This window comes from Marmoricola sp. URHA0025 HA25, from assembly GCF_054059435.1.
This window is the reverse complement of sequence record NZ_JBSSCD010000001.1, coordinates 1917245-1939114: the sequence shown is the minus strand read 5'-3', so window position 1 is coordinate 1939114 and position 21870 is coordinate 1917245. Positions and strand designations below refer to the sequence as shown.

General features: G+C 69.9%; 18 protein-coding genes. 6 read left to right on the top strand and 12 right to left on the bottom strand.

Features of this window, described 5'->3' with window-relative positions:
• The first annotated feature begins 108 nt into the window (after nucleotides 1–108).
• From tkt to pgl, 6 genes are all read left to right on the top strand, one after another.
• Nucleotides 109–2232 (top strand): transketolase, encoded by a 2124-nt coding sequence (gene tkt / locus ACVW00_RS09445; protein WP_457110648.1) that lies wholly within the window; start codon nucleotides 109–111, stop codon nucleotides 2230–2232.
• A gap of 72 nt (nucleotides 2233–2304) precedes the next feature.
• Complete coding sequence (gene tal, locus ACVW00_RS09440; RefSeq protein ID WP_457110647.1) at nucleotides 2305–3432, top strand: transaldolase; 1128 nt, start codon at nucleotides 2305–2307, stop codon at nucleotides 3430–3432.
• Nucleotides 3429–5102: a glucose-6-phosphate isomerase gene (pgi, locus tag ACVW00_RS09435; RefSeq protein WP_457110646.1), complete on the top strand. Its 1674-nt coding sequence runs from the start codon at nucleotides 3429–3431 to the stop codon at nucleotides 5100–5102. The genes tal and pgi overlap by 4 nt, the downstream gene beginning before the upstream one ends.
• On the top strand, nucleotides 5099–6649 hold the full coding sequence (gene zwf, locus ACVW00_RS09430) for a glucose-6-phosphate dehydrogenase (protein WP_457110645.1): 1551 nt from the start codon (nucleotides 5099–5101) through the stop codon (nucleotides 6647–6649). The genes pgi and zwf overlap by 4 nt, the downstream gene beginning before the upstream one ends.
• 70 nt (nucleotides 6650–6719) lie before the next feature.
• Nucleotides 6720–7628, top strand: coding sequence for a glucose-6-phosphate dehydrogenase assembly protein OpcA (locus ACVW00_RS09425; RefSeq protein ID WP_457110644.1), 909 nt, complete (start codon nucleotides 6720–6722; stop codon nucleotides 7626–7628).
• A gap of 8 nt (nucleotides 7629–7636) precedes the next feature.
• Nucleotides 7637–8371: a 6-phosphogluconolactonase gene (gene pgl / locus ACVW00_RS09420; protein ID WP_457110643.1), complete on the top strand. Its 735-nt coding sequence runs from the start codon at nucleotides 7637–7639 to the stop codon at nucleotides 8369–8371.
• A gap of 87 nt (nucleotides 8372–8458) precedes the next feature.
• Here pgl and ACVW00_RS09415 read toward each other — a convergent pair whose 3' ends face one another.
• From ACVW00_RS09415 to uvrA, 12 genes are all read right to left on the bottom strand, one after another.
• The gene (locus tag ACVW00_RS09415; RefSeq protein ID WP_457110642.1) at nucleotides 8459–9424 is read right to left on the bottom strand and encodes a hypothetical protein; all 966 of its coding nucleotides are present in this window, start codon (nucleotides 9422–9424) and stop codon (nucleotides 8459–8461) included.
• A 138-nt stretch (nucleotides 9425–9562) separates the two neighbouring features.
• Nucleotides 9563–9922 carry an RNA polymerase-binding protein RbpA gene (locus ACVW00_RS09410; protein WP_457110641.1) on the bottom strand — a complete coding sequence of 120 codons (360 nt, stop codon included), beginning with the start codon at nucleotides 9920–9922 and terminating at the stop codon, nucleotides 9563–9565.
• 30 nt (nucleotides 9923–9952) lie between these two features.
• Nucleotides 9953–10189, bottom strand: coding sequence for a preprotein translocase subunit SecG (gene secG / locus ACVW00_RS09405; RefSeq protein ID WP_123223641.1), 237 nt, complete (start codon nucleotides 10187–10189; stop codon nucleotides 9953–9955).
• Between the two features lie 45 nt (nucleotides 10190–10234).
• Nucleotides 10235–11032, bottom strand: coding sequence for a triose-phosphate isomerase (gene tpiA, locus ACVW00_RS09400; RefSeq protein WP_457110640.1), 798 nt, complete (start codon nucleotides 11030–11032; stop codon nucleotides 10235–10237).
• A 70-nt stretch (nucleotides 11033–11102) separates the two neighbouring features.
• Nucleotides 11103–12305, bottom strand: coding sequence for a phosphoglycerate kinase (locus tag ACVW00_RS09395; protein WP_457110639.1), 1203 nt, complete (start codon nucleotides 12303–12305; stop codon nucleotides 11103–11105).
• 5 nt (nucleotides 12306–12310) lie between these two features.
• A complete protein-coding gene (gap, locus tag ACVW00_RS09390) occupies nucleotides 12311–13306 on the bottom strand; it encodes a type I glyceraldehyde-3-phosphate dehydrogenase (protein ID WP_457110638.1) in 996 nt (331 codons plus the stop codon).
• A gap of 118 nt (nucleotides 13307–13424) precedes the next feature.
• Nucleotides 13425–14411, bottom strand: coding sequence for a DNA-binding protein WhiA (gene whiA, locus ACVW00_RS09385; protein ID WP_457110637.1), 987 nt, complete (start codon nucleotides 14409–14411; stop codon nucleotides 13425–13427).
• Nucleotides 14412–14421: 10 nt separating this feature from the next.
• Complete coding sequence (locus ACVW00_RS09380; protein WP_457110636.1) at nucleotides 14422–15387, bottom strand: gluconeogenesis factor YvcK family protein; 966 nt, start codon at nucleotides 15385–15387, stop codon at nucleotides 14422–14424.
• Entirely contained in the window at nucleotides 15384–16265 is an 882-nt protein-coding gene (rapZ, locus tag ACVW00_RS09375) for an RNase adapter RapZ (RefSeq protein ID WP_457113091.1), read from the bottom strand. The genes ACVW00_RS09380 and rapZ overlap by 4 nt, the downstream gene beginning before the upstream one ends.
• Nucleotides 16266–16308: 43 nt before the next feature.
• Nucleotides 16309–18309 (bottom strand): excinuclease ABC subunit UvrC, encoded by a 2001-nt coding sequence (gene uvrC, locus ACVW00_RS09370; RefSeq protein ID WP_457110635.1) that lies wholly within the window; start codon nucleotides 18307–18309, stop codon nucleotides 16309–16311.
• A 41-nt stretch (nucleotides 18310–18350) separates the two neighbouring features.
• A complete protein-coding gene (locus ACVW00_RS09365) occupies nucleotides 18351–18812 on the bottom strand; it encodes a Rieske 2Fe-2S domain-containing protein (RefSeq protein ID WP_457110634.1) in 462 nt (153 codons plus the stop codon).
• Between the two features lie 88 nt (nucleotides 18813–18900).
• Nucleotides 18901–21741 carry an excinuclease ABC subunit UvrA gene (gene uvrA / locus ACVW00_RS09360; protein ID WP_457110633.1) on the bottom strand — a complete coding sequence of 947 codons (2841 nt, stop codon included), beginning with the start codon at nucleotides 21739–21741 and terminating at the stop codon, nucleotides 18901–18903.
• Nucleotides 21742–21870 lie beyond the last annotated feature (129 nt).

Genomic DNA, 21870 nt, shown 5'->3' with positions numbered 1-21870 from the left:
TGAGTCTAACGGTCCCTGAGTAGTCTCGGTGTCGGTGGCCGAACCGGCCGCAACCGCCGTCTGACCCGAGCAGAGGTCGAGGGAAATCGGCCGAGAGGAAGCGCTGCCTTGAGCGACACCCGCACCCCGTTGGAGTGGACAGATCTCGACAAGCGTGCGGTGGACACCGCGCGGTGTCTGGCGATGGACGCGGTCCAGAAGGTCGGCAACGGTCACCCGGGCACGGCGATGAGCCTGGCCCCCGCGGCGTACCTGCTGTTCCAGAAGCGGATGCGGCACAACCCGTCCGATCCGACCTGGCCGGGCCGCGACCGGTTCGTGCTCTCCTGCGGACACTCGTCCATCACGCTCTACACCGAGCTGTACCTCGGCGGCTTCGGCCTGGAGATCGAGGACCTCAAGGCGCTGCGCACCTGGGGCAGCAAGACGCCCGGGCACCCCGAGCACGGCCACACCGCCGGTGTCGAAACCACGACCGGTCCCCTGGGCCAGGGCGTCGGCAACGCGGTCGGCATGGCGATGGCGGCCCGCCGTGAGCGGGGGCTGTTCGACCCGGACGCCGCAGCCGGCGAGAGCCCGTTCGACCACCACGTGTACGCGATCTGCAGCGACGGCGACCTCGAGGAAGGTGTCAGCGGAGAGGCCTCCAGCATCGCCGGTCACCAGCAGCTCGGGAACCTGACGCTGATCTACGACGACAACCGGGTGAGCATCGAGGGCGACACGAACATCGCGTTCACCGAGGACGTCGCCAAGCGCTACGAGGCCTACGGCTGGCACGTGCAGACCGTCGACTGGACCAACGACGGCGACCACACCGACGGGAAGAACTACCACGAGGACGTCCCGGCACTGTGGGACGCGCTCGACCACGCCGAGGCCGAGACCGCCCGCCCGAGCCTGATCGTGCTGCGCACCATCATCGCGTGGCCAGCGCCGGACGCCCAGAACACCGGAGCTGCGCACGGATCGGCACTCGGCGACGACGAGATCGCGGCCACCAAGAAGATCCTCGGGTTCGACCCTGACAAGACCTTCGAGGTCTCCGACGAGGTCATCCACCACACCCGTGGCCTCGCCGATCGCGGCAAGATCGCGCAGGCCGCCTGGGACGAGCAGTTCGGCGGCTGGGCGACCGCCCATCCCGAGCAGAAGGCGCTGTTCGACCGGATGACCACCCGCACGCTCCCGGCCGGATGGACCGACGCGCTGCCGTCGTTCCCCGCCGATGCCAAGGGGGTGGCCACGCGCAAGGCGTCCGGTGCGGTCCTCAAGGCGATCGCACCGGTCCTGCCGGAGCTTTGGGGCGGCTCCGCCGACCTCGCCGAGTCCAACAACACGACCCCCGAGGGTCAGCCCAGCTTCACTCCCGAGGAGTGGCAGACGAGCTCGTGGAGCGGCAGCAAGTACGGTCGCGTCCTGCACTTCGGCATCCGCGAGCACGCGATGGGCTCGATCATGAACGGGATCACCCTGCACGGCGGTACCCGCGTGTACGGCGGCACCTTCCTGGTGTTCTCCGACTACATGCGTCCGGCCGTCCGGCTCGCCGCGCTGATGGGGATCCCGACGATCTACGTCTGGACGCACGACTCGATCGGCCTCGGTGAGGACGGTCCGACCCACCAGCCCGTCGAGCACCTCGCGGCGCTGCGGGCGATCCCGGGCCTGGACGTCGTACGCCCCGCGGACGCGAACGAGACGGTCGCGGCCTGGCAGGCGATCCTCGAGCAGACCGACCGGCCGGCGGGTCTGGCCCTCACCCGGCAGAACGTCCCGACGTACCCGCGCGGCGAGCAGGGCTTCTCCACGACCGCCCACGTCGCGCGGGGTGCCTACGTCCTCGTCGACAGCGAGGGCCTGCCCGACGTGGTGCTCATCGGCACCGGGTCCGAGGTCCAGCTGGCCGTGACCGCTCGCGACCAGCTCGCGGAGAAGGGCATCAAGGCCCGCGTCGTCTCGATGCCGTGCCGCGAGTGGTTCGATCGCCAGGACCAGGCCTACCGCGACACCGTCATCCCGCCGAACGTCCGTGCTCGCGTCAGCGTCGAGGCCGGCATCGCGCAGGGCTGGCGCGACATCGTGGGCGACTCCGGGCGGATGGTGTCGCTCGAGCACTTCGGCGCCTCCGCCGACTACGACACCATCTACCGCCAGTTCCACATCACCGCCGAGGCGGTCACCCTCGCGGCGGAGGAGAGCCTCCGTGCCCTGGAGGCGACCACCCGCTAACCGAACAAGGCACCACGTCAGCGCGACTGCCCGGCCGGTCGAGCACGCCAACCTCGAAGGGAGATGTCAGCCATGTCCGATCGTCTGAAGAAGCTGTCCGAGGCAGGTGTGTCCATCTGGCTCGACGACCTGTCGCGCGAGCGGCTGGAGACCGGCAACCTCGCCGAGCTGGTCAAGAACTCCTCCGTGGTGGGCGTGACGACGAACCCGTCGATCTTCGCCAGCGCCCTCTCCGAGGGAGAGCGGTACGACGACCAGGTCCGAAGCCTGGCCGCCGACGGCGCCGACATCGACCGGACGGTCTTCGAGCTGACCACCACCGACGTCCGCGACGCGTGCGACGTGATGCGTCCGGTCTGGGAGGCCACCGGCGGCGTCGACGGCCGGGTCTCGATCGAGGTCTCCCCCGAGCTCTCCGACGACACCGAGGCGACGGCGGCCGAGGCCCACCGCCTGTGGGACGCGGTCGATCGCCCGAACCTGTTCGTGAAGATCCCCGCGACTCCCGCCGGGCTGCCGGCCATCACCGAGGCGCTGGCCGCGGGCATCAACGTGAACGTCACCCTGATCTTCGGGCTCGACCAGTACCAGGGCGTCATGGAGGCGTTCATCTCCGGCATCGAGAAGGCGCGGGACAACGGCCACGACATCTCCCGGATCGACTCGGTGGCCTCGTTCTTCGTCTCCCGGGTCGACACCGAGATCGACAAGCGTCTCGAGGCCTCCGGTGCGGACGCGGCGCTGCGCGGCCGGGCCGGGATCGCCAACGCGCGGCTGGCGTTCAAGGCCTACGAGGAGTACTTCGCGTCCGACCGGTGGGCGGCGCTCGAGTCGGCCGGCGCCCGTCGTCAGCGGCCGCTGTGGGCGTCGACCGGTGTGAAGAATCCCGACTACGACGACACCATGTACGTCACCCAGCTCGTCGTCGAGGGCACCGTCAACACGATGCCCGAGAAGACGCTCGACGCGGTCGCCGACCACGGCGAGATCGCCGGCGACCAGGTCCGCCCCAACTACGGCGACGCCGAGGCCACGATGCAGGCCCTGGCCGACGCGGGCATCGAGTACGACGACGTGATCGACGTACTGAACCGGGAGGGCATCGAGAAGTTCGTCGGCGCCTGGCACGAGCTGACCGACACCGTGCAGGCGAGCCTGGAGCAGGCCCAGAAGCAGACGCAGGAGCAGACGCAGGCATGACGGGACCCGACTCGGGTCCTGTCGACGCGACGAGCACCGAGCCCTGGGCCGGGCTGACGGACCTGGCAGCGCGGTTCGAGCCCGACCTGCGCGGGTGGTTCGGCGCCGACCCGGGACGGGCCGAACGCTTCTCCTTCGAGGCCGCGGACCTGCACGTCGACCTCTCCAAGGGCCTGTTCGACGACGCCGTGATCTCCACGCTGGTCGCGCTCGCGGACGACGTGGGTGTGGCCGACCGCCGTGACGCGATGTTCCGCGGAGAGCGGATCAACGTCACCGAGGACCGTCCGGTGCTGCACACCGCGCTGCGGCTGCCCGCAGGCGCCGTGCTCGAGGTCGACGGCCACGACGTGGTGGCGCAGGTGCACGAGGTCCTCCAGCGGGTCTACGACTTCGCCGACCGCGTGCGCTCGGGCGAGTGGACCGGCGCGACCGGCAGGCCCATCCGTACCGTGGTGAACATCGGCATCGGCGGCTCCGACCTCGGACCGGTGATGGCGTACGAGGCGCTGAAGCCGTACGTGGCCGACCACCTCGAGTGCCGGTTCATCAGCAACATCGACCCCACGGACTGCGCGACCACGCTGGCCGGCCTCGACCCGGCCACCACACTGTTCATCGTCTCCAGCAAGACCTTCGGCACCCTCGAGACGCTCACGAACGCGCGGCTGTGCCGGGCGTGGCTCCTCGAGGGGCTCTCCGAGGTCGACCAGAAGGCCGCGGTGGCCAAGCACTTCGTCGCGGTCTCCACGGCCCTCGACAAGGTCGCCGACTTCGGCATCGACCCGGACAACGCCTTCGGGTTCTGGGACTGGGTCGGCGGTCGCTACTCGCTGGACTCGGCCATCGGCACCTCGCTGGTGGTGGCGATCGGGCCGGAGCGGTTCGCGGAGCTCCTGTCCGGGATGCACGCGATGGACGAGCACTTCCGGACCACCCCGACCGCGAGCAACGTGCCGGTCCTGATGGGACTGCTGAACGTCTGGTACACGAACTTCCTCGGTGCCGGCACCCATGCGGTGCTGCCCTACTCCCAGCTGCTGCACCGCTTCCCGGCGTATCTGCAGCAGCTCACGATGGAGTCCAACGGCAAGGGTGTGCGTTGGGACGGCACCGCGGTCGCCACGGACACGGGTGAGGTGTTCTGGGGCGAGCCGGGCACCAACGGGCAGCACGCGTTCTACCAGCTGATCCACCAGGGCACCCGGCTGGTGCCGGCGGACTTCATCGGGTTCGCCAACCCGGCCTACCCGCTGCGCGACACGCACGACGGGCAGAGCACGGACGTGCACGAGCTGTTCCTGGCCAACTTCTTCGCCCAGACCCGGGCGCTGGCATTCGGGAAGACCGCCGACGAGGTCCGGGCGCAGGGCACGGCGGAGGCCGTCGTACCGGCGCGGGTGTTCACCGGCAACCGGCCGACGACGTCGATCATGGCGCCCGCCCTCACGCCGTCGGTGCTCGGCCAGCTGGTCGCGCTCTACGAGCACATCACCTTCACCCAGGGCGTCGTCTGGGGCATCGACAGCTTCGACCAGTGGGGCGTCGAGCTCGGCAAGCAGCTCGCCCTCGAGGTCGGGCCGGCCGTCGCCGGTGACGCCGACGCGGCGGCTGAGCAGGACCCATCGACGCGTTCGTTGATCGACTACTACCGGAGGCACCGAAGGTGAGCCCGCTACTCGACCCTGGACCGCACGGCCCGATCAACCCGCTGCGCGACCCGGAGGACCGCCGCCTGCCCCGAATCGCCGGGCCCTGCGGGATGGTGCTGTTCGGCGTCACCGGCGACCTCTCGCGCAAGAAGATCATGCCGGCGATCTACGACCTGGCGAACCGCGGCCTGCTGCCGCCGGGCTTCAGCCTGGTCGGCTTCGCGCGCCGGGACTGGGCCGACCAGGACTTCGCGCAGATCGTGCACGAGTCGGTGAAGGAGCACGCGCGCACGGAGTTCCGCGAGGAGGTGTGGCGACAGCTCAGCGAGGGCTTCCGGTTCGTCCCCGGCGACTTCAACGACGACCAGGCCTTCGACCAGCTCCGCCGCACGATCGAGGAGCTCGACGAGGCCCGAGGCACCGGTGGCAACCACGCCTTCTACCTGGCCATCCCGCCGTCGTTCTTCGGCGACGTCGCCGACCAGCTCAAGGAGCACGGACTCGCCAAGCCGAAGGAAGGCTCGTGGCGCCGGGTCGTGGTCGAGAAGCCTTTCGGTCACGACCTCGAGTCGGCGCGCCGCCTCAACGACATCCTCGGCCAGGTCTTCGACTCCGGGTCGATCTTCCGGATCGACCACTACCTGGGCAAGGAGACGGTCCAGAACATCCTGGCGATGCGCTTCGCCAACAACCTCTTCGAGCCGGTCTGGAACGCGAACTACGTCGACCACGTGCAGATCACCATGGCCGAGGACGTCGGCATCGGCGGCCGGGCCGGCTACTACGACGGCGTCGGCGCCGCCCGCGACGTCATCCAGAACCACCTCATGCAGCTGATGGCGCTGGTGGCGATGGAGGAGCCGGTCTCCTTCGACGCCGAGAGCCTGCGGATCGAGAAGCTCAAGGTGCTCTCGTCGGTGGAGCTTCCGCGGCGGATCGACCAGTCGACCGCGCGCGGACAGTACGCCGCCGGCTGGGCCGGGGGCCAGAAGGTGATCGGGTTCTGCGAGGAGGACGGCATCGACCCGGACTCGACGACCGAGACCTTCGCCGCGGTGAAGCTCAACGTCGACACCCGCCGGTGGGCCGGGGTGCCGTTCTACCTGCGCACCGGCAAGCGGCTCGGCCGGCGCGTGACGGAGGTCGCTGTCGTGTTCAAGCGGGCGCCGCACCTGCCGTTCTCGGCCACGGCGACCGAGGAGCTCACCCCGAACACCCTGGTCATCAGGGTGCAGCCCGACGAGGGCATGACGATCCGGTTCGGCGCCAAAGTGCCCGGCACGGCGATGGAGATCCGCGACGTCAACATGGACTTCGCGTACGGCGGCTCGTTCACCGAGTCCTCCCCGGAGGCCTACGAGCGGCTGATCCTCGACGTCCTGCTCGGCGACCCGCCGCTGTTCCCGCGCCACGAGGAGGTCGAGCTGTCCTGGAAGATCCTCGACCCGATCCTGGCCCACTGGGCGAAGAAGGGCAGGCCGGACTCGTACGGCCCGGGCACCTGGGGCCCCAGGTCCGCCGACGAGATGCTCGCGCGCGACGGGCGCAGCTGGAGGAGACCCTGATGTCACCCCACGAAGCTGCGGCTCTCCCCCGCTGCGCTCCTCCGACCCACACCTCCGAGGGGACCCCGACATGATCGAGCTCACCGACACCAACTCATCGGAGATCGCCGCCGAGTTCGTCCGGGCCCGCGTGAAGGCCGGCAGCCCCGCGATGGGCATGGTGATGACCCTGATCGTCGTGGTCGACGAGGGCGCTGCCCACGACGCCATGGAGGCGGCCCGCAAGGCCTCCCGGGAGCACCCCGCGCGCGTCCTCGGGGTCATCCCCCGCGACGCCCGGGGCGAGGCCGTCATCAACGCGCAGGTCGGCATCGGCGACTCGTGGAGCGGCGAGACCGCGCTGATCCGGCTCAAGGGCGAGGTGGTCAAGCACGCGGAGTCCGTCGTACTCCCGTTGCTGCTTCCCGACTCGCCGGTGGCGATCTGGTGGCCCGAGAACCCGCCCGCCGATCCGGCCGCCGACCCGCTCGGCTCCCTGGCCCAGCGCCGGATCACCGACGCCGCCGCGGTCACGTCGGGCAAGACCAGGGCCATCCACACGTTCTGCTCGAACTACGCCAAGGGCAACACCGATCTGGCCTGGACCCGGATCACCCCCTGGCGCGCCCTGCTCGCCGCCGCGCTCGACCAGCAGCCGCTCAAGGTGCGCCGGGCCTCCGTCACGGCGGAGCGGATCAGCCCGAGTGCCGATCTCCTCCGCGCCTGGCTCAGTGACCGGCTGCACGTCCCCGTCGACCGCGCCACCTCCAGGGGGCCCGGCATCACCGAGGTGGTGCTCGACACCAAGGAGGGCCCCATCAAGATCAACCGGTCCGACGGCAAGCTCGCCACCTTCAGCTCCCCGGGACGGCCGGACCGCCCGGTCGCGCTCAAGCGGCGTGAGCTGCCCGACCTCCTCGCCGAGGAGCTCCGCCGGCTCGACGAGGACGACATCTACAAGGCCGCCACGATCCGCCTGATGAAGCTCGACGGGGCCTGAGAGACGCCGTGCCCCTCGAGCTGAAGGTGCTCAGCGACCCGACCGAGGTCGCCGCCGTCGTCGCCGACCGGTTCCTGCAGAGGATCGCGGCCGCACAGGGTCGCGGCGAGGAGCCGCACGTCGCCCTCACCGGCGGCACGATCGCGGAGGCGGTCCACCGCCAGATCGCGCTCCGGGCGCGGGAGCACGAGGTCGACTGGACGCGGGTTGCCTTCTGGTGGGGCGACGAGCGCTTCGTCGCTTCGGACAGCACCGACCGGAACGCCGTGGACGCACGTCGGGCGCTCCTCGACCCGGTGGGCGCGACGCAGGTGCACGAGGTGCCCTCGACGGCCGACGCCGAGGACGCAGCGGCAGCGGCAGCGGCGTACGGCGACCTGCTGCGAAGCGCCGGGGCCGGCGAGTTCGACCTGGTCATGCTCGGGATGGGGCCGGACGGGCACGTCGCCTCGTTGTTCCCCGGCTTCGCCCAGCTCGACGTCGACGACCGCGTCGCCGTTCCCGTCACCGGGTCGCCCAAGCCGCCCCCCGAGCGGGTGAGCCTGACCTTCCCGGCACTGAACCGCACCCGCGCCGTGTGGTTCCTGGTCACCGGCGAGGGCAAGGCCGAAGCCGTACGCCGCGCGCTCGCCGACACCGGCGACGTCCACGAGACGCCGGCGCGCGGGATCAACCCCGCGCCGCTCGACCCTCCGGGCGAGACGACCTGGTTCCTCGACCTCGCCGCGGCAAGCAGCCTCTGAGCACGCCGAGCGGGCAGAAACGCACCACCGCGGAGCCGCGAGCGGGCAGAAACGCAGCACCCCGGAGGCGCGAGCGGGCACAAACGCTCAGGGGACCCAGACGCTCATGGACTTCTTCGCTGCGAGGAAACCGGTCCGCAGCCGTCGCGTGATGTCCGTGCGACGGCCGTACACGTCGTCCTTGCGGAAGGTGTCGATCGACCAGTGACGCTCCCTCCGGATCCAGTCGCGTCGCTCCTTGTCGTGAGCAACGTCGACGTCGCTCGAGTGGAACTCTTCGCCGTCGTACTCCGCGGCGTACCTGACCTCAGGCGCCGGTACGTCGAGCCGGTACAGCTCGCTGCCCCAGTCGTCGAGGATCCGGAACTGCGGCTCAGGCTTTGGCAGGCCGGCGTCGTACCAGTGCAGACGCAGCGCCGACTCGCCCGGTGATTCGGCGCGACCGTCACCGAGCGGCGCGATCCAGCGCACCTGGCGCACGCCGCGGTGTCCGCGAAACCGTTCGATCTCCGAGAGGAGCTCGTCGTGGTCGACGCCGATGCGCAGGACACCGTCGATCGCGGCCAACGCGTCGAACCTCCACAGGCTGCGACCGAGATCGAGTCCGGTCCGCAGCGGAGTGGTGACCCGGATCCCGTGCAGCTCCATCACGTCGCGCTCGAGCAGCTGGCGGCGGCGCCCATCCACATCAGGCCGGCGTACTCGACTGTCGACGGTCTGGCACACGCTGATCGGTGGAGCCTGGAGATGCGCACCCCGCTCGAGGATCGGCACGCCGTGCAGCCAGGCGGCGGTCCGGTCGGTCACGACCGCGCAGTCGGGGATCACCAGCTGCAGTGCGGTGGCACGAAACAGCACCGAGTCGGGTGCCTGGCTGGCGGCGTACACGCCGTGGAGCACGCGCCGAACGAGCCCGTGCCGGGCCAGCGCGGCCAGCAGACTGCGGCTCACACCCGCGTCGCACGCCGTCTGGGTCGTGAAAGGCTGGTCTAGCGGCAACGGGAAGTCGGCTCCGAGCAGCTGCGCGTCGGTGAGCCAGTCCGAGATGGGCACGACAACAGGGTCGTCGAAACGGCGCCCTTCGCGCCGTCGCGATCCACAGGCAGCTTTTCTGCCCGCTCGGCGTCCTGCCGCGCAGCTTTTCAGCCCGCTCGGCGTACTCCTGCGCAGCTTTTCTGCCCGCTCGGCGTCCTAGAAGACGACTTCGCCGTTCTTGCGGCGGGTGCGCAGGGTCTGCAGCGCCTCGTCGAGGATGTCCTTGGCCTCGGCGTCGGAGCGGCGCTCCTTCACGTAGGCCAGGTGCGTCTTGTAGGGCTCGATCTTGGTCGGCGGCGGGGGGTTGTCCGAGTCCAGGCTCGCCGGCAGGCCGCAGCGCGGGCAGTCCCACGACTCGGGTACCTGCGCCTCGACCGCGAACGCGATCAGCGTGCGGTGCTCCCGCGAGCAGAAGTACGTGACGTTCTGACGAGGGGCGGCCTCACCGCGCTCCGCCTCGCCCATCGGTCCCGCACCCACACGGCTGCCACGAATGGCATTTCCTCCGCCAGCCACCAGATCTCCTTCTCAGTCCGCACTCAGGGGTCAGTTGCTGGTCTTGAGCAGCAGCCCGAGACCGATGACGCACGCGAACCAGACCAGCCCGATGCCGATCGTGATCCGGTCGAGGTTGCGCTCGGCCACCGAGGATCCACCGAGACCGCTGGACACCCCGCCACCGAACATGTCGGACAGGCCGCCTCCGCGGCCCTTGTGCAAGAGCACGAGCAGGATCATCAGCAGGCTGCTGATGACGAGCAGGATCTCGAAAACGGTGATCACGGCGGGAATCCTAACTGACGCGCTCGTCAAACGGAGAAGGCACCGTCACAGGACGGGCATGTCGTAGAAGCGGCAGATGCCGCCGAACTCCTCCGCCTGCAGGCTCGCTCCGCCGACCAGGGCGCCGTCGACGTCCGTCTCCTGCATGATGCCCGCGACGTTCGAGGCCTTCACCGAACCGCCGTAGAGCACCCGTACGCCTGCCGCGGCGTCGGCGCCGTACACGTCGGCGATGCTGTTGCGAACCGCGGAGCAGACCTCCTGGGCGTCCGCCGGGGTGGCGACCTCGCCGGTGCCGATGGCCCACACCGGCTCGTAGGCGATCACCAGCCCGGAGATCTGCTCGGCGGTGAACCCGGCCAGCGAGCCGTGGACCTGGTCGACGCAGTGGCTGACGTGCCGGCCCTCCTTGCGGATGTCCAGCGCCTCACCGACACAGACGATCGGTGTCATCCCCGCCGCCAGTGCCTTGTGCGCCTTCGCGCTGATCAGGGCGTCGTCCTCCTGGTGGAACTGGCGGCGCTCCGAGTGACCGACCACGACGTAGCTGCAGCCGAGCTTGGCCAGCATCGCCGCGGAGATCTCGCCGGTGTAGGCGCCGTCGTCGTGCACCGAGACGTCCTGCGCGCCGTACCTGATCTGCAGCCGGTCGCCGTCGACGAGCGTCTGCACCGAGCGCAGGTCGGTGTACGGCGGCACCACGACGACCTCGACCCGGGCGTAGTCGTGCTTCTTGTCGGCCAGCGTGAGCGCCAGCTTCTGCACGAGATGCACGGCCTCGAGGTGATTCAGGTTCATCTTCCAGTTGCCCGCCATGAGGGGCGTGCGGGTGGACTTGGGCATCGTGATCCTTCGGTCGGGTGGTGCGGGACGGTCGCCGTCGAGAGGGTCGCTTCCGACCTCTCCCTCGCCGTCAGCTGAGTACGTCGATCCCCGGGAGCGTCTTGCCCTCGAGGTATTCCAGGCTGGCGCCGCCGCCCGTGGAGATGTGCCCGAAGGTGTCCTCGGAGAAGCCCAGCTGGCGCACGGCCGCGGCTGAGTCGCCGCCACCGACGACCGACAGCCCGTCGACCTCGGTCAGCGCCTGGGCGACCGCCCGGGTGCCCCCAGCGAAGGCGGGGAACTCGAAGACGCCCATCGGACCGTTCCAGAAGACCGTCTTCCCGGCCCGGATGGCGGCCGCGAAGGCCGCGCCGGAGTCGGGCCCGATGTCCAGGCCGATCATGTCGTCAGGGATCGCGTCGGCACCGACCACGACCGGCTGCGCATCGGCACTGAACTCGCCGGCCACGACGATGTCGGTCGGCAGCACGATCTCGACGCCGGACTCCTGCGCGCGCCGCAGGTAGTCCTTGCAGCTGTCGACCTGGTCGTCCTCGAGCAGGCTCTTGCCGACGCCGTGGCCCTGTGCCTTGAGGAAGGTGAACACCATCCCGCCTCCGATGAGCAGGCGGTCCGCCTTGCCGAGCAGGTTGTCGATCACTGCCAGCTTGTCGGAGACCTTCGAGCCACCGAGCACCACCACGTAGGGCCGCTCGGGCGACTCGGTCAGCCGCCGCAGGACGTCGATCTCGGCCGCGACCAGGCCGCCCATGGCGTGCGGCAGCCGCTGGGCGACGTCGTACACCGATGCCTGCTTGCGGTGGACGACGCCGAAGCCGTCGCTGACGAACGCGTCGCCGAGCTCTGCGAGCTGGTCGGCGAAGGCGCCGCGCTCCGTCTCGTCCTTGCTGGTCTCGCCCGCGTTGAAGCGAACGTTCTCGAGCACGGCCACCTCGCCGTCGCCGAGTGCGCCGACGGTCGCCCGAGCGGACTCACCGACGGTGTCGGTCGCGAACTGCACGGGCCGGCCGAGCAGCTCGGAGAGTCGCGCCGCCACCGGCGCCAGGGAGTACGCCGTGTCGGGCGATCCCTTCGGCCGGCCCAGGTGCGCCATCACGACCACGCGGGCACCGGCGTCGAGGAGCTGCCGGATCGTGGGCACGCTGGCCCGGATCCGGCCGTCGTCGGTGATCCGCTGTGTCCCATCGTCTTGGCCGTCGAGCGGGACGTTGAGGTCCGAGCGCACCAGGACCCGCTTGCCCTGGACGTCGCCCAGGGTGGAGTAGTCCCCCACGCCGCTCAGAGGGTCTTGCCGACGTGCAGGATGAGGTCCGCGAGGCGGTTGGAGTAGCCCCACTCGTTGTCGTACCAGCCGAGCACCTTGACCTGGTTGCCGATCACCTTGGTCAGCGGTGCGTCGAAGATGCACGAGGCCGGGTCGGTGACGATGTCGGTGGACACCAGCGGGTCGGTGGAGTACTTGAGGAAGCGGCCGTCGGCGACCTTCTCGATCGCCGCGTTGACCTCGGCGACCGTCGTCTCGCGGCCGGCCTCGAAGGTGAGGTCCGTCGCCGAGCCGGTGGGCACGGGCACGCGCATCGCGTAGCCGTCGAGCTTGCCCTTCAGCTCGGGGAGCACCAGGCCGATCGCCTTCGCGGCACCGGTCGAGGTCGGCACCATGTTCAGGGCGGCGGCGCGCGCACGGCGCGGGTCCTTGTGGATGTTGTCCTGGAGGTTCTGGTCGGCGGTGTAGGCGTGGATCGTGGTCATCAGGCCCTTGACGATGCCGAACTCGTCGTTGAGGGCCTTCGCCATCGGCGCAAGACAGTTCGTCGTGCAGGACGCGTTCGAGATCACGGTGTGCGACGCGGGATCGTAGAGCTCGTGGTTGACGCCCATCACGATCGTGATGTCCTCGTTGGACGCAGGTGCGGAGATGATCACCTTCTTGGCGCCGGCATCGACGTGCGCACGTGCCTTGGTCGCGTCGGTGAAGAAGCCGGTCGACTCGACGACGACGTCGACCCCGAGGTCGGCCCACTTCAGCGCCGCCGGGTCGCGCTCGGCGGAGACCGCGATCTCCTGGTCACCGACACGCAGCGACGACTCCGTCGCGGTGACGTCCGCGTCGAGGCGACCGAGGATGGAGTCGAACTTCAGGAGGTTGGCCAGGGCCTTCGGGTCGGTGAGGTCGTTCACGCCGACGATCTCGATGTCGGCGCCCGAGGCGCGCACGGCCCGGAAGAAGTTGCGCCCGATGCGGCCGAAGCCGTTGATTCCCACGCGGACAGTCACTGCGATCCACTCCTGAATTTGATCGTTAACAAAGCCGTCCTTGCGACCCTATCGCGTGACCGACGACACGACGACGCGGAGTCCGGCGTACGTGCGAGTAACCGACGATGGTCCCGAATCAGGCTTCTTCGGCCAGCATCTCGGGCGTCAGGGACGACTCCGTGTCAGGGACGCCGAGCTCCTCGGCGCGCTTGTCGGCCATGGCCAGCAGCCGCCGGATGCGGCCCGCGATCGCGTCCTTGGTGAGCACCGGCTCGTGCAGCTGACCGAGCTCCTCGAGCGAGGCCTGCTTGTGCTCGAGGCGCAGGCTGCCGGCGAGCTGCAGGTGGTCGGGGATCTCCTCCCCGAGGATCTCCAGCGCACGCTCGACGCGGGCGCCCGCGGCGACCGCGGCGCGGGCCGACCGGCGCAGGTTGGCGTCGTCGAAGTTCGCCAGCCGGTTGGCGGTGGCGCGCACCTCGCGGCGCATCCGGCGCTCCTCCCAGGCGAGCAGCGACTCGTGCGCGCCGAGCCTGGTGAGCAGCTGCCCGATGGCGTCGCCGTCACGGATCACGACCCGGTCGACGCCACGGACCTCGCGCGCCTTCGCCGAGATGCCGAGACGGCGAGCAGAGCCGACCAGCGCGAGCGCTGCCTCGGGCCCGGGGCAGGTGACCTCGAGGGAGCTGGACCGGCCGGGCTCGGTGAGCGACCCGTGCGCGAGGAAGGCGCCGCGCCAGGCCGCGACCGCGTCGCAGCCCGAGCCCGACACCACCTGCGGCGGCAGTCCGCGCACCGGACGGTTGCGCTGGTCGATCAGACCGGTCTGTCGTGCCAGTGACTCGCCGTCGCGTGCGATCCGGACGATGTAGTGGGTGCCGCGTCGCAGCCCGTTGCCCTTCAGCAGGACGACCTCGGAGTCGTGGCCGTAGACCTCGGCGATGTCCTTGCGCAGCCGACGAGCGGCGGCCCCGGTGTCGAGCTCGGCCTCGACGACGATGCCGCCGTTGACGAGGTGCAACGAGTCGGCGAAGCGCAGCATCGAGGAGACCTCGGACTTCCGGCAACATGTCTTGGTCACTGCCGTGCTGGCCAGTTCCGCCTTCACCTGTGCCGTCATCGCCATGCGCGCCACCTTAGTTCGCTCCCGTGACGTCCGCATACGCTCGGGCAAGTTTCTCGGGGTCGTGCTGACCCTGTACGCCGTGAAGTGCCACGTCCGCGAGCACCAGCCGCGCGCCGAGCTCGGCCGTCGTCTTCTCCAGGGCTGCGACATCCGGGACCGAACCAGGATCGGCGAGCACCGTGTCGACCCGCAGGTCGGGTGCCGTGCGGTGCAGCACCGCGAGGTGGTCCTGTGGTGTCCAACCGTCCGTCTCGCCCGGCTGGGACTCGAGGTTGAGGGTGACCACCACGCGACCGGGCGTCGTGGTCAGCGCTTGACGCAGCCCGGGCACCAGGAGGTGCGGGACGACCGAGGAGTACCACGAGCCGGGCCCGAGGACGACCCAGTCGGCATCGCGGAGGGCCTGGACCGCCTCGGGACAGGCCGTCGGGTCGGCGGGCTCGAGGCTCACCTCGAGCACGTCGCCGGGTGTCGTCGCCACCTCGACCTGTCCCCGCACGACGGTGATCGCGTCCGGCGCAGCCGGGTCGGCGCCGCGCACCGACGCCATGATGTCGATCGGGGTCACCGCCATCGGGAGCACCCGACCCCGGGCGCCGAGCAGGCTGCCGACCCAGTCGAGCCCGGACACGTGGTCGCCGAGCAGCTGCCACAGCGCGACGATGAGCAGGTTGCCGACGGAGTGCCCGTCCATGTCGCCGTCGGAGTCGAAGCGGTGCTGCAGCACGTGAGCCCAGGTCTGCCCCCAGCGGTCGTCGCCGCAGAGCGCAGCCAGGGCCATCCGCAGGTCGCCCGGCGGCAGCACGCCGAACTCCTCCCGCAGCCGCCCCGAGGAGCCGCCGTTGTCGGCGACCGTCACGACCGCGGTCAGGTCGGAGGTCAGCCGCCGCAGCGCCGCCAGTGACGCCGCCAGGCCGTGGCCGCCACCCAGGGCGACGACGGCGGGCTCGGAGGACCAGGACACTCCTGAGGTCATTCGCGGCCCAGGTCGCGGTGCGTCGCGGTGGCGTCCATGCCCAGGGCGCGCAGCCGGGTCGCGATCTCCTCGGCCATCGCGACGCTGCGGTGCCTGCCGCCGGTGCAGCCGATGGCGACGGTCATGAACCGCTTGCCCTCCCGCAGATAGCCCTCCCCCACGGTCTCGATCACCGGGAGGTAGCGGTCGAGGAACGTCTGCGCATCGGCACGATCGACGACGTAGGCGACCACGTCCGGGTCCTGCCCGCTGAAGGCACGCAGCTCGTCGACCCAGAACGGGTTCGGAAGGAAGCGCATGTCGGCGAGCAGGTCGGCGTCGACCGGTACGCCGTACTTGAAGCCGAAGCTGACCACCGTCACCCTCAGCGCGGTCGTGCCCGGGTCACCGAAGGCCTTGGCGACCTTGGCCTTGAGCTGGTGGAGGTTGAGCTGGGTGGTGTCGATGACCACGTCGGCGTCGCCGCGCAGCTGCGTCATCACGCTGCGCTCGCGGTCGATGCCCTCGAGCAGCCGGCCGCCGGCTTGCAGCGGGTGCGGACGGCGGGCGGCCTCCTGGCGGCGTACGAGGATGTCGTCGTCGGCCTCGAGGAACAACAGGGACGTACGCCGGGTCGGCAGGTGCTGGGCCAGCTGCTCGCGCAACGTGTGGAACGAGGTGCCACCACGCACGTCGACGACGACCGCGATCGGCTGCTCACGACCCTTCTGCTCGTCGACGAGCCGGACCACCTCGGTCACCAGCTCCGGCGGGAGGTTGTCGACGACGAAGTAGCCGAGGTCCTCGAGCTCCTTGGCCGCGGTGCTCCTGCCGGCACCGGTCATGCCGGTCACGACGACGAGCTCGCCGAGCTCGGGGGACGCACCGACGGCCGGCATCTCCCCGGTGTCGTCGTTGCCGGTCTCCACCTCTGCGGACATGTCAGCCTTCCTGGATCTCACCGGTCGCGGTGTTCACGCTGACAGTCTTGCGGCGCTGCTCGTCGGGCGCGACCGCTTCCGCGATCGCCGTGGCGGTGGCCGGACCGATCCCGGGCACCTCGGCGATCTCGTCGACGGTCGCCGCGCGGAGCTTCTTGAGAGACCCGAAGTGCTTGATCAGCGTCTTGCGCCGGACCTCGCCGAGGCCGGGGACGTCGTCGAGCACGCTCTCGACCATCGACTTCGACCGCCGCGACCGGTGGTGGGTGATCGCGAACCGGTGCGCCTCGTCGCGGATCCTCTGGAGCAGGTAGAGCCCTTCGCTGGTGCGGGCGAGGATCACCGGGTCGGGCTCTCCGGGCAGCCACACCTCCTCGAGCCGCTTGGCCAGCCCGCAGACAGGCACGTCGTCGATGCCGAGCTCGTCGAGCGCACGCTGAGCGGCGGCCACCTGTGGCGGGCCGCCGTCGACGACGACCAGGCCCGGCACGTAGGCGAACTTCCGCGGCTTGCCGGTGTCGGGGTCGACCAGCATCGGACCCCGGTCGTCGGGGTCGATCTCGCCGCTGGTGAGGTCACCTCCCTGGAGGGAGCCGTGCTCGATCCGGTCGTCGAGCAGCCGGCGGAAGCGCCGGGAGATCACCTCGTGCATGGACGCCACGTCGTTCTGGCCCTCGACGCCGCGGATCAGGAAGCGGCGGTACTCGCTCTTGCGCGCCAGGCCGTCCTCGAAGACGACCATCGACGCGACGACCTCGGTGCCCTGGAGGTTGGAGATGTCGTAGCACTCGATCCGCAGCGGTGCGGAGGGCAGGTCGAGCGCCCGCTGGATCTCCTCGAGCGCCTGGTTGCGTGCGGTCAGGTCGCTGGCGCGCCGGGTCTTGTGGAGGACGAGCGACTGGCCGGCGTTCTGCGCCACGGTCTGCTGCAGCGCTCGCTTGTCCCCGCGCCTGGGGACCCGGATCTGCACCCGGCTGCCGCGGGCCTCGGACAGCAGCTGCTCGAAGGTGTCCGCGTCCTCGGGCATCGCCGGGACCAGGATCTCCCTTGGGATCGAGTCGCCCTCCTCACCGGCGTACAGCTGCAGCAGGAACTCGCCGACGAGTCCGGCAGTGTCGAGGTCCTCGACCCGATCGGCCACCCAGCCGCGCTGACCGCGGATCCGCCCGGAGCGGACGTGGAAGATCTGCACCGCCACCTCGAGGGGATCCTCCGCCAGCGCGATCACGTCGGCGTCGGTGCCGTCACCGAAGACGACGGCCTGCTTCTCCAGCGCCTTGTTGAGCGCGCCCAGGTCGTCGCGCAGCCGTGCTGCGCGTTCGTACTCCTGCGCCTTGGACGCGGTGTACATCTCGCGCTCGACGCGGCGCACGAACGCATCAGTGCGCCCGCCCATGAAGTCGCAGAAGTCCTCGGCGATCCGGCGGTGCTCCTCGGCGTCGATCCGCCCGACGCAGGGGGCCGCGCACTTGTCGATGTAGCCCAGGAGGCAGGGCCTGCCGATCTGGGAGGAGCGCTTGAACACGCCGTTGCTGCACGACCTCATCGGGAACACCCGGAGCAGCAGGTCGACGGTCTCGCGGATCGCCCAGGCGTGGGAGTAGGGGCCGAAGTACTTCACGCCCTTCTTCTTGGCGCCGCGGCCCACCATCACCCGCGGGAACTCCTCGTCGAGGGTCACCGCGAGCCAGGGATAGGACTTGTCGTCGCGGTACTTGACGTTGAACCGCGGGTCGAACTCCTTGATCCAGGAGTACTCCAGCTGGAGCGCCTCCACCTCGGTGGCGACGACCGTCCACTCGACGCTCGCGGCGGTCGTGACCATCGTCGCCGTGCGCGGGTGCAGGTTGGCGATGTCCTGGAAGTACGACGACAGTCGCGCTCTGAGGCTCTTCGCCTTGCCGACGTAGACGACACGGCCGTCCTTGTCGCGGAACCGGTAGACCCCGGGCCGGGTCGGGATCGACCCGGGCTCCGGCCGGTAGGTCGACGGATCTGCCACGGACCAACCCTACGGGCGGCTGGGGACAGCCCGGGCCAGGATCAGCTGACGGTGAGGCTGTTGCCGGTGACCGTGACGTTCTTCGACGGCAGCGCCTTCGGCGCAGGCCCACCCTTCACCGAGCCGTCCTCGATCGAGAACTGGCTCCCGTGGCACGCGCAGTCGATGGTGCCGCCGGAGATCCGCGACACCGTGCAGCCCTGGTGGGTGCAGATCGCGGAGAACGCCTTGAACTCCCCCGCCGTCGGCTGCGTGACGACGATCCTCTGGTTCGCGAAGATCTTGCCACCACCGACGGGGATCTCCGAGGTCGGGATCCCGCCGCCGCCCGACGTCGCACCTCCGGAGGCACCCGGGCCGGTCGAGGCGCTCGGGTCGCCCGCGGTCGAGCCGGTCGCGTCGTCTCCGCCGCTGCTCCCGCAGGCGGCGAGCAGCGGTACGGCGACCCCTGCGGCAGCCAGCCCCCCGATGAGGTTCCTGCGGCTTGGTTCGTACTGGGTCACGGACTCGGCACCCTTCGTCGACGTCAACACGGCGGTGAGGTGGGCGAGCGTAGTAGTTGAATCTTAGATTTTCCTTTGAGCGCCTGGCTCAGGCCAGCAGCGGCTTCAGGAACTCACCGGTGAAGCTCTCCGGGACCGCCGCGACCTGCTCGGGCGTGCCCTCGGCGACCACGGTGCCGCCCCGGTTGCCGCCCGCCGGACCCATGTCGACGATCCAGTCGGCGGTCTTGATCACGTCGAGGTTGTGCTCGATCACCAGCACGGTGTTGCCCTGGTCGACGAGCCGGCCGAGCACGAGCAGCAGCTTGCGGATGTCCTCGAAGTGCAGGCCGGTCGTCGGCTCGTCCAGCACGTAGACCGTGCGGCCGGTCGAGCGCTTCTGGAGCTCGGAGGCGAGCTTCACCCGCTGCGCCTCGCCCCCGGACAGCGTCGTGGCCGGCTGGCCGAGTCGCACGTAGCCGAGGCCGACCTCGACCAGCGTCTTGAGGTGGCGCGCGATCGCGGGGATGGCCGCGAAGAACTCGACCGCCTCCTCGATCGGCATGTCCAGGACGTCGGCGATCGTCTTGCCCTTGTAGTGCACCTCGAGCGTCTCGCGGTTGTAGCGCGCGCCGTGGCAGACCTCGCACGGCACGTAGACGTCGGGCAGGAAGTTCATCTCGATCTTGATGGTGCCGTCGCCGGCGCACGCCTCGCAGCGGCCGCCCTTGACGTTGAAGGAGAAGCGGCCCTGCAGGTAGCCGCGCATCTTGGCCTCGGGGGTCGAGGCGAACAGCTTGCGCACGTGGTCGAAGACTCCGGTGTAGGTCGCCGGGTTGCTCCTCGGAGTGCGTCCGATCGGCGACTGGTCGACGTGGATGACCTTGTCGACGTGCTCGGTGCCGGTGATCCGCGTGTGCCGTCCGGGCACCGTGCGGGAGTTGTAGATCTGCTTGGCCAGCGACGTGTAGAGGATGTCGTTGACCAGCGTCGACTTGCCGGAGCCGGACACCCCGGTCACCGCGACGAACAGGCCCAGCGGGAAGGCGACGTCGATGTCCTTGAGGTTGTTCTCCTTCGCCCCCTTCACGACGAGCTCGCGGCCCTTCGTGCGCGGACGGCGTACGTCGGGGAGCGGGATCGACTTGCGTCCGGAGAGGTACATGCCGGTCTCGGAGTCGGGGTGCTTCAGCAGCTGCTTGACCGAGCCGGAGTGGACGACCTGGCCGCCGTGCTCCCCGGCACCTGGGCCGATGTCGACCACCCAGTCGGCGGTGCGGATCGTGTCCTCGTCGTGCTCGACCACGATCAGCGTGTTGCCGAGGTCCTTGAGCCGCACGAGGGTCTCGATGAGCCGGTGGTTGTCGCGCTGGTGGAGGCCGATGCTGGGCTCGTCGAGCACGTAGAGCACGCCCACCAGGCCGGCGCCGATCTGGGTCGCGAGCCGGATCCGCTGGGCCTCGCCACCCGAGAGGGTCGCCGAGGGCCGGTCGAGCGACAGGTAGTCGAGCCCGACGTCGAGCAGGAACCGCAGCCGCTCCTGGATCTCCTTGAGGACCCGCTCGGCGATCTGTCGCTCGCGCGCGGACAGCTCCAGGTCGCCGAGGAACTCGGCGGCCTCGTTGATCGGCAGGGCACAGACCTCGGCGATGTTGCGGTCACCGATCGTCACGGCCATCGACACCGGCTTCAGCCGGCTCCCGTGACAGGCCGGGCACGGGACCTCGCGCATGAAGCCCTCGAACCGCTCGCGGCTCGTGTCGGACTCGGCCTCGCGGTGCCGTCGCTCGATGTAGGGACGGACACCCTCGAAGTTCGTGTAGTAGGAGCGCACCCGCCCGTAGCGGTTGGTGTGCCGCACGTGCACCTTGGTGGGGTGTCCCTCGAGGATCGCGGCCTGAGCCTTCTTCGACAGCTTCGACCACGGAGTGTCCAGGTCGAAGCCGAGCTCGTCACCGAGCGCCCCCAGCAGCCGGGTGAAGTAGTCGGCCACGTGGGCACCCGACCAGGGCTGGATCACGCCCTCACCGAGCGTCGCGTCCGGGTCGGAGACCACCAGGTCGGGGTCGACCTCCATGCGGGTGCCGAGGCCGTGGCAGTCCGGACAGGCGCCGAACGGGGAGTTGAAGGAGAACGAGCGGGGCTCGAGCTCGTCGGTCTCGATGTCGTGCTCGTTGGGGCAGGCCATCCGCTCGGAGAACTTGAGCTCGCCGTGAGGGTCCTTGGTGTCGGCGTCGACGAGGTCGAAGATCACCAGCCCGGAGGCCAGGCTCAGCGCCGTCTCCACGGAGTCGGTCAGCCGGCGCTTCGAGGACGCCTTGGCGGACAGCCGGTCGACGACCACCTCGATCGTGTGCTTCTTCTGCTTGTCGAGCTTGGGCGGCTCGGACAGCTGGTAGGTCTCGCCGTTGACCCGGGCGCGGCTGAAGCCCTGGGACTGGAGGCTGCGGAACAGCTCGACGTACTCGCCCTTGCGGCCGCGGATCACCGGGGCGAGCACCTGGAAGCGGGTGCCCTCGGGCAGCTGCATCACCCGGTCGACGATCTGCTGCGGCGTCTGCCGCTCGATCGGGGCGCCGCAGACGGGGCAGTGCGGGCGGCCGGCGCGCGCGTAGAGCAGCCGGAGGTAGTCGTAGACCTCGGTGATCGTGCCGACGGTCGAGCGGGGGTTCTTGGAGGTCGACTTCTGGTCGATCGAGACGGCCGGGCTCAGGCCCTCGATGAAGTCGACGTCGGGCTTGTCCATCTGCCCGAGGAACTGCCGTGCGTACGCCGAGAGCGACTCGACGTACCGGCGCTGGCCCTCGGCGAAGATCGTGTCGAACGCCAGCGAGGACTTGCCCGAGCCGGACAGGCCGGTGAACACGATCAGGGAGTCACGGGGCAGGTCGAGCGAGACGTCCTTGAGGTTGTGCTCCCGCGCGCCGCGGATGATGAGCTGTTCGGTCACTGCTTCCCCTGCTGTCCGGAGGCCCGGACCGTCGCCGTTGGCTGTCGTCGCCGTCGTCTGTCACTGCCGTTGGTTCGAACACATGTTCGCACATCGGTGGGCGCGAACCGCTGCGGCACACACCAGTTC

What these genes read in the sequence shown, in the direction of transcription:
- tal (WP_457110647.1), top strand. Translation starts at nt 2,305, where the DNA reads ATGTCCGATCGTCTGAAGAAGCTGTCCGAGGCAGGTGTGTCCATCTGG.
- pgi (WP_457110646.1), top strand. Translation starts at nt 3,429, where the DNA reads ATGACGGGACCCGACTCGGGTCCTGTCGACGCGACGAGCACCGAGCCC.
- ACVW00_RS09425 (WP_457110644.1), top strand. Translation starts at nt 6,720, where the DNA reads ATGATCGAGCTCACCGACACCAACTCATCGGAGATCGCCGCCGAGTTC.
- tpiA (WP_457110640.1), bottom strand. Translation starts at nt 11,032, where the DNA reads ATGCCCAAGTCCACCCGCACGCCCCTCATGGCGGGCAACTGGAAGATG.
- whiA (WP_457110637.1), bottom strand. Translation starts at nt 14,411, where the DNA reads ATGGCGATGACGGCACAGGTGAAGGCGGAACTGGCCAGCACGGCAGTG.
- ACVW00_RS09380 (WP_457110636.1), bottom strand. Translation starts at nt 15,387, where the DNA reads ATGACCTCAGGAGTGTCCTGGTCCTCCGAGCCCGCCGTCGTCGCCCTG.
- rapZ (WP_457113091.1), bottom strand. Translation starts at nt 16,265, where the DNA reads ATGCCGGCCGTCGGTGCGTCCCCCGAGCTCGGCGAGCTCGTCGTCGTG.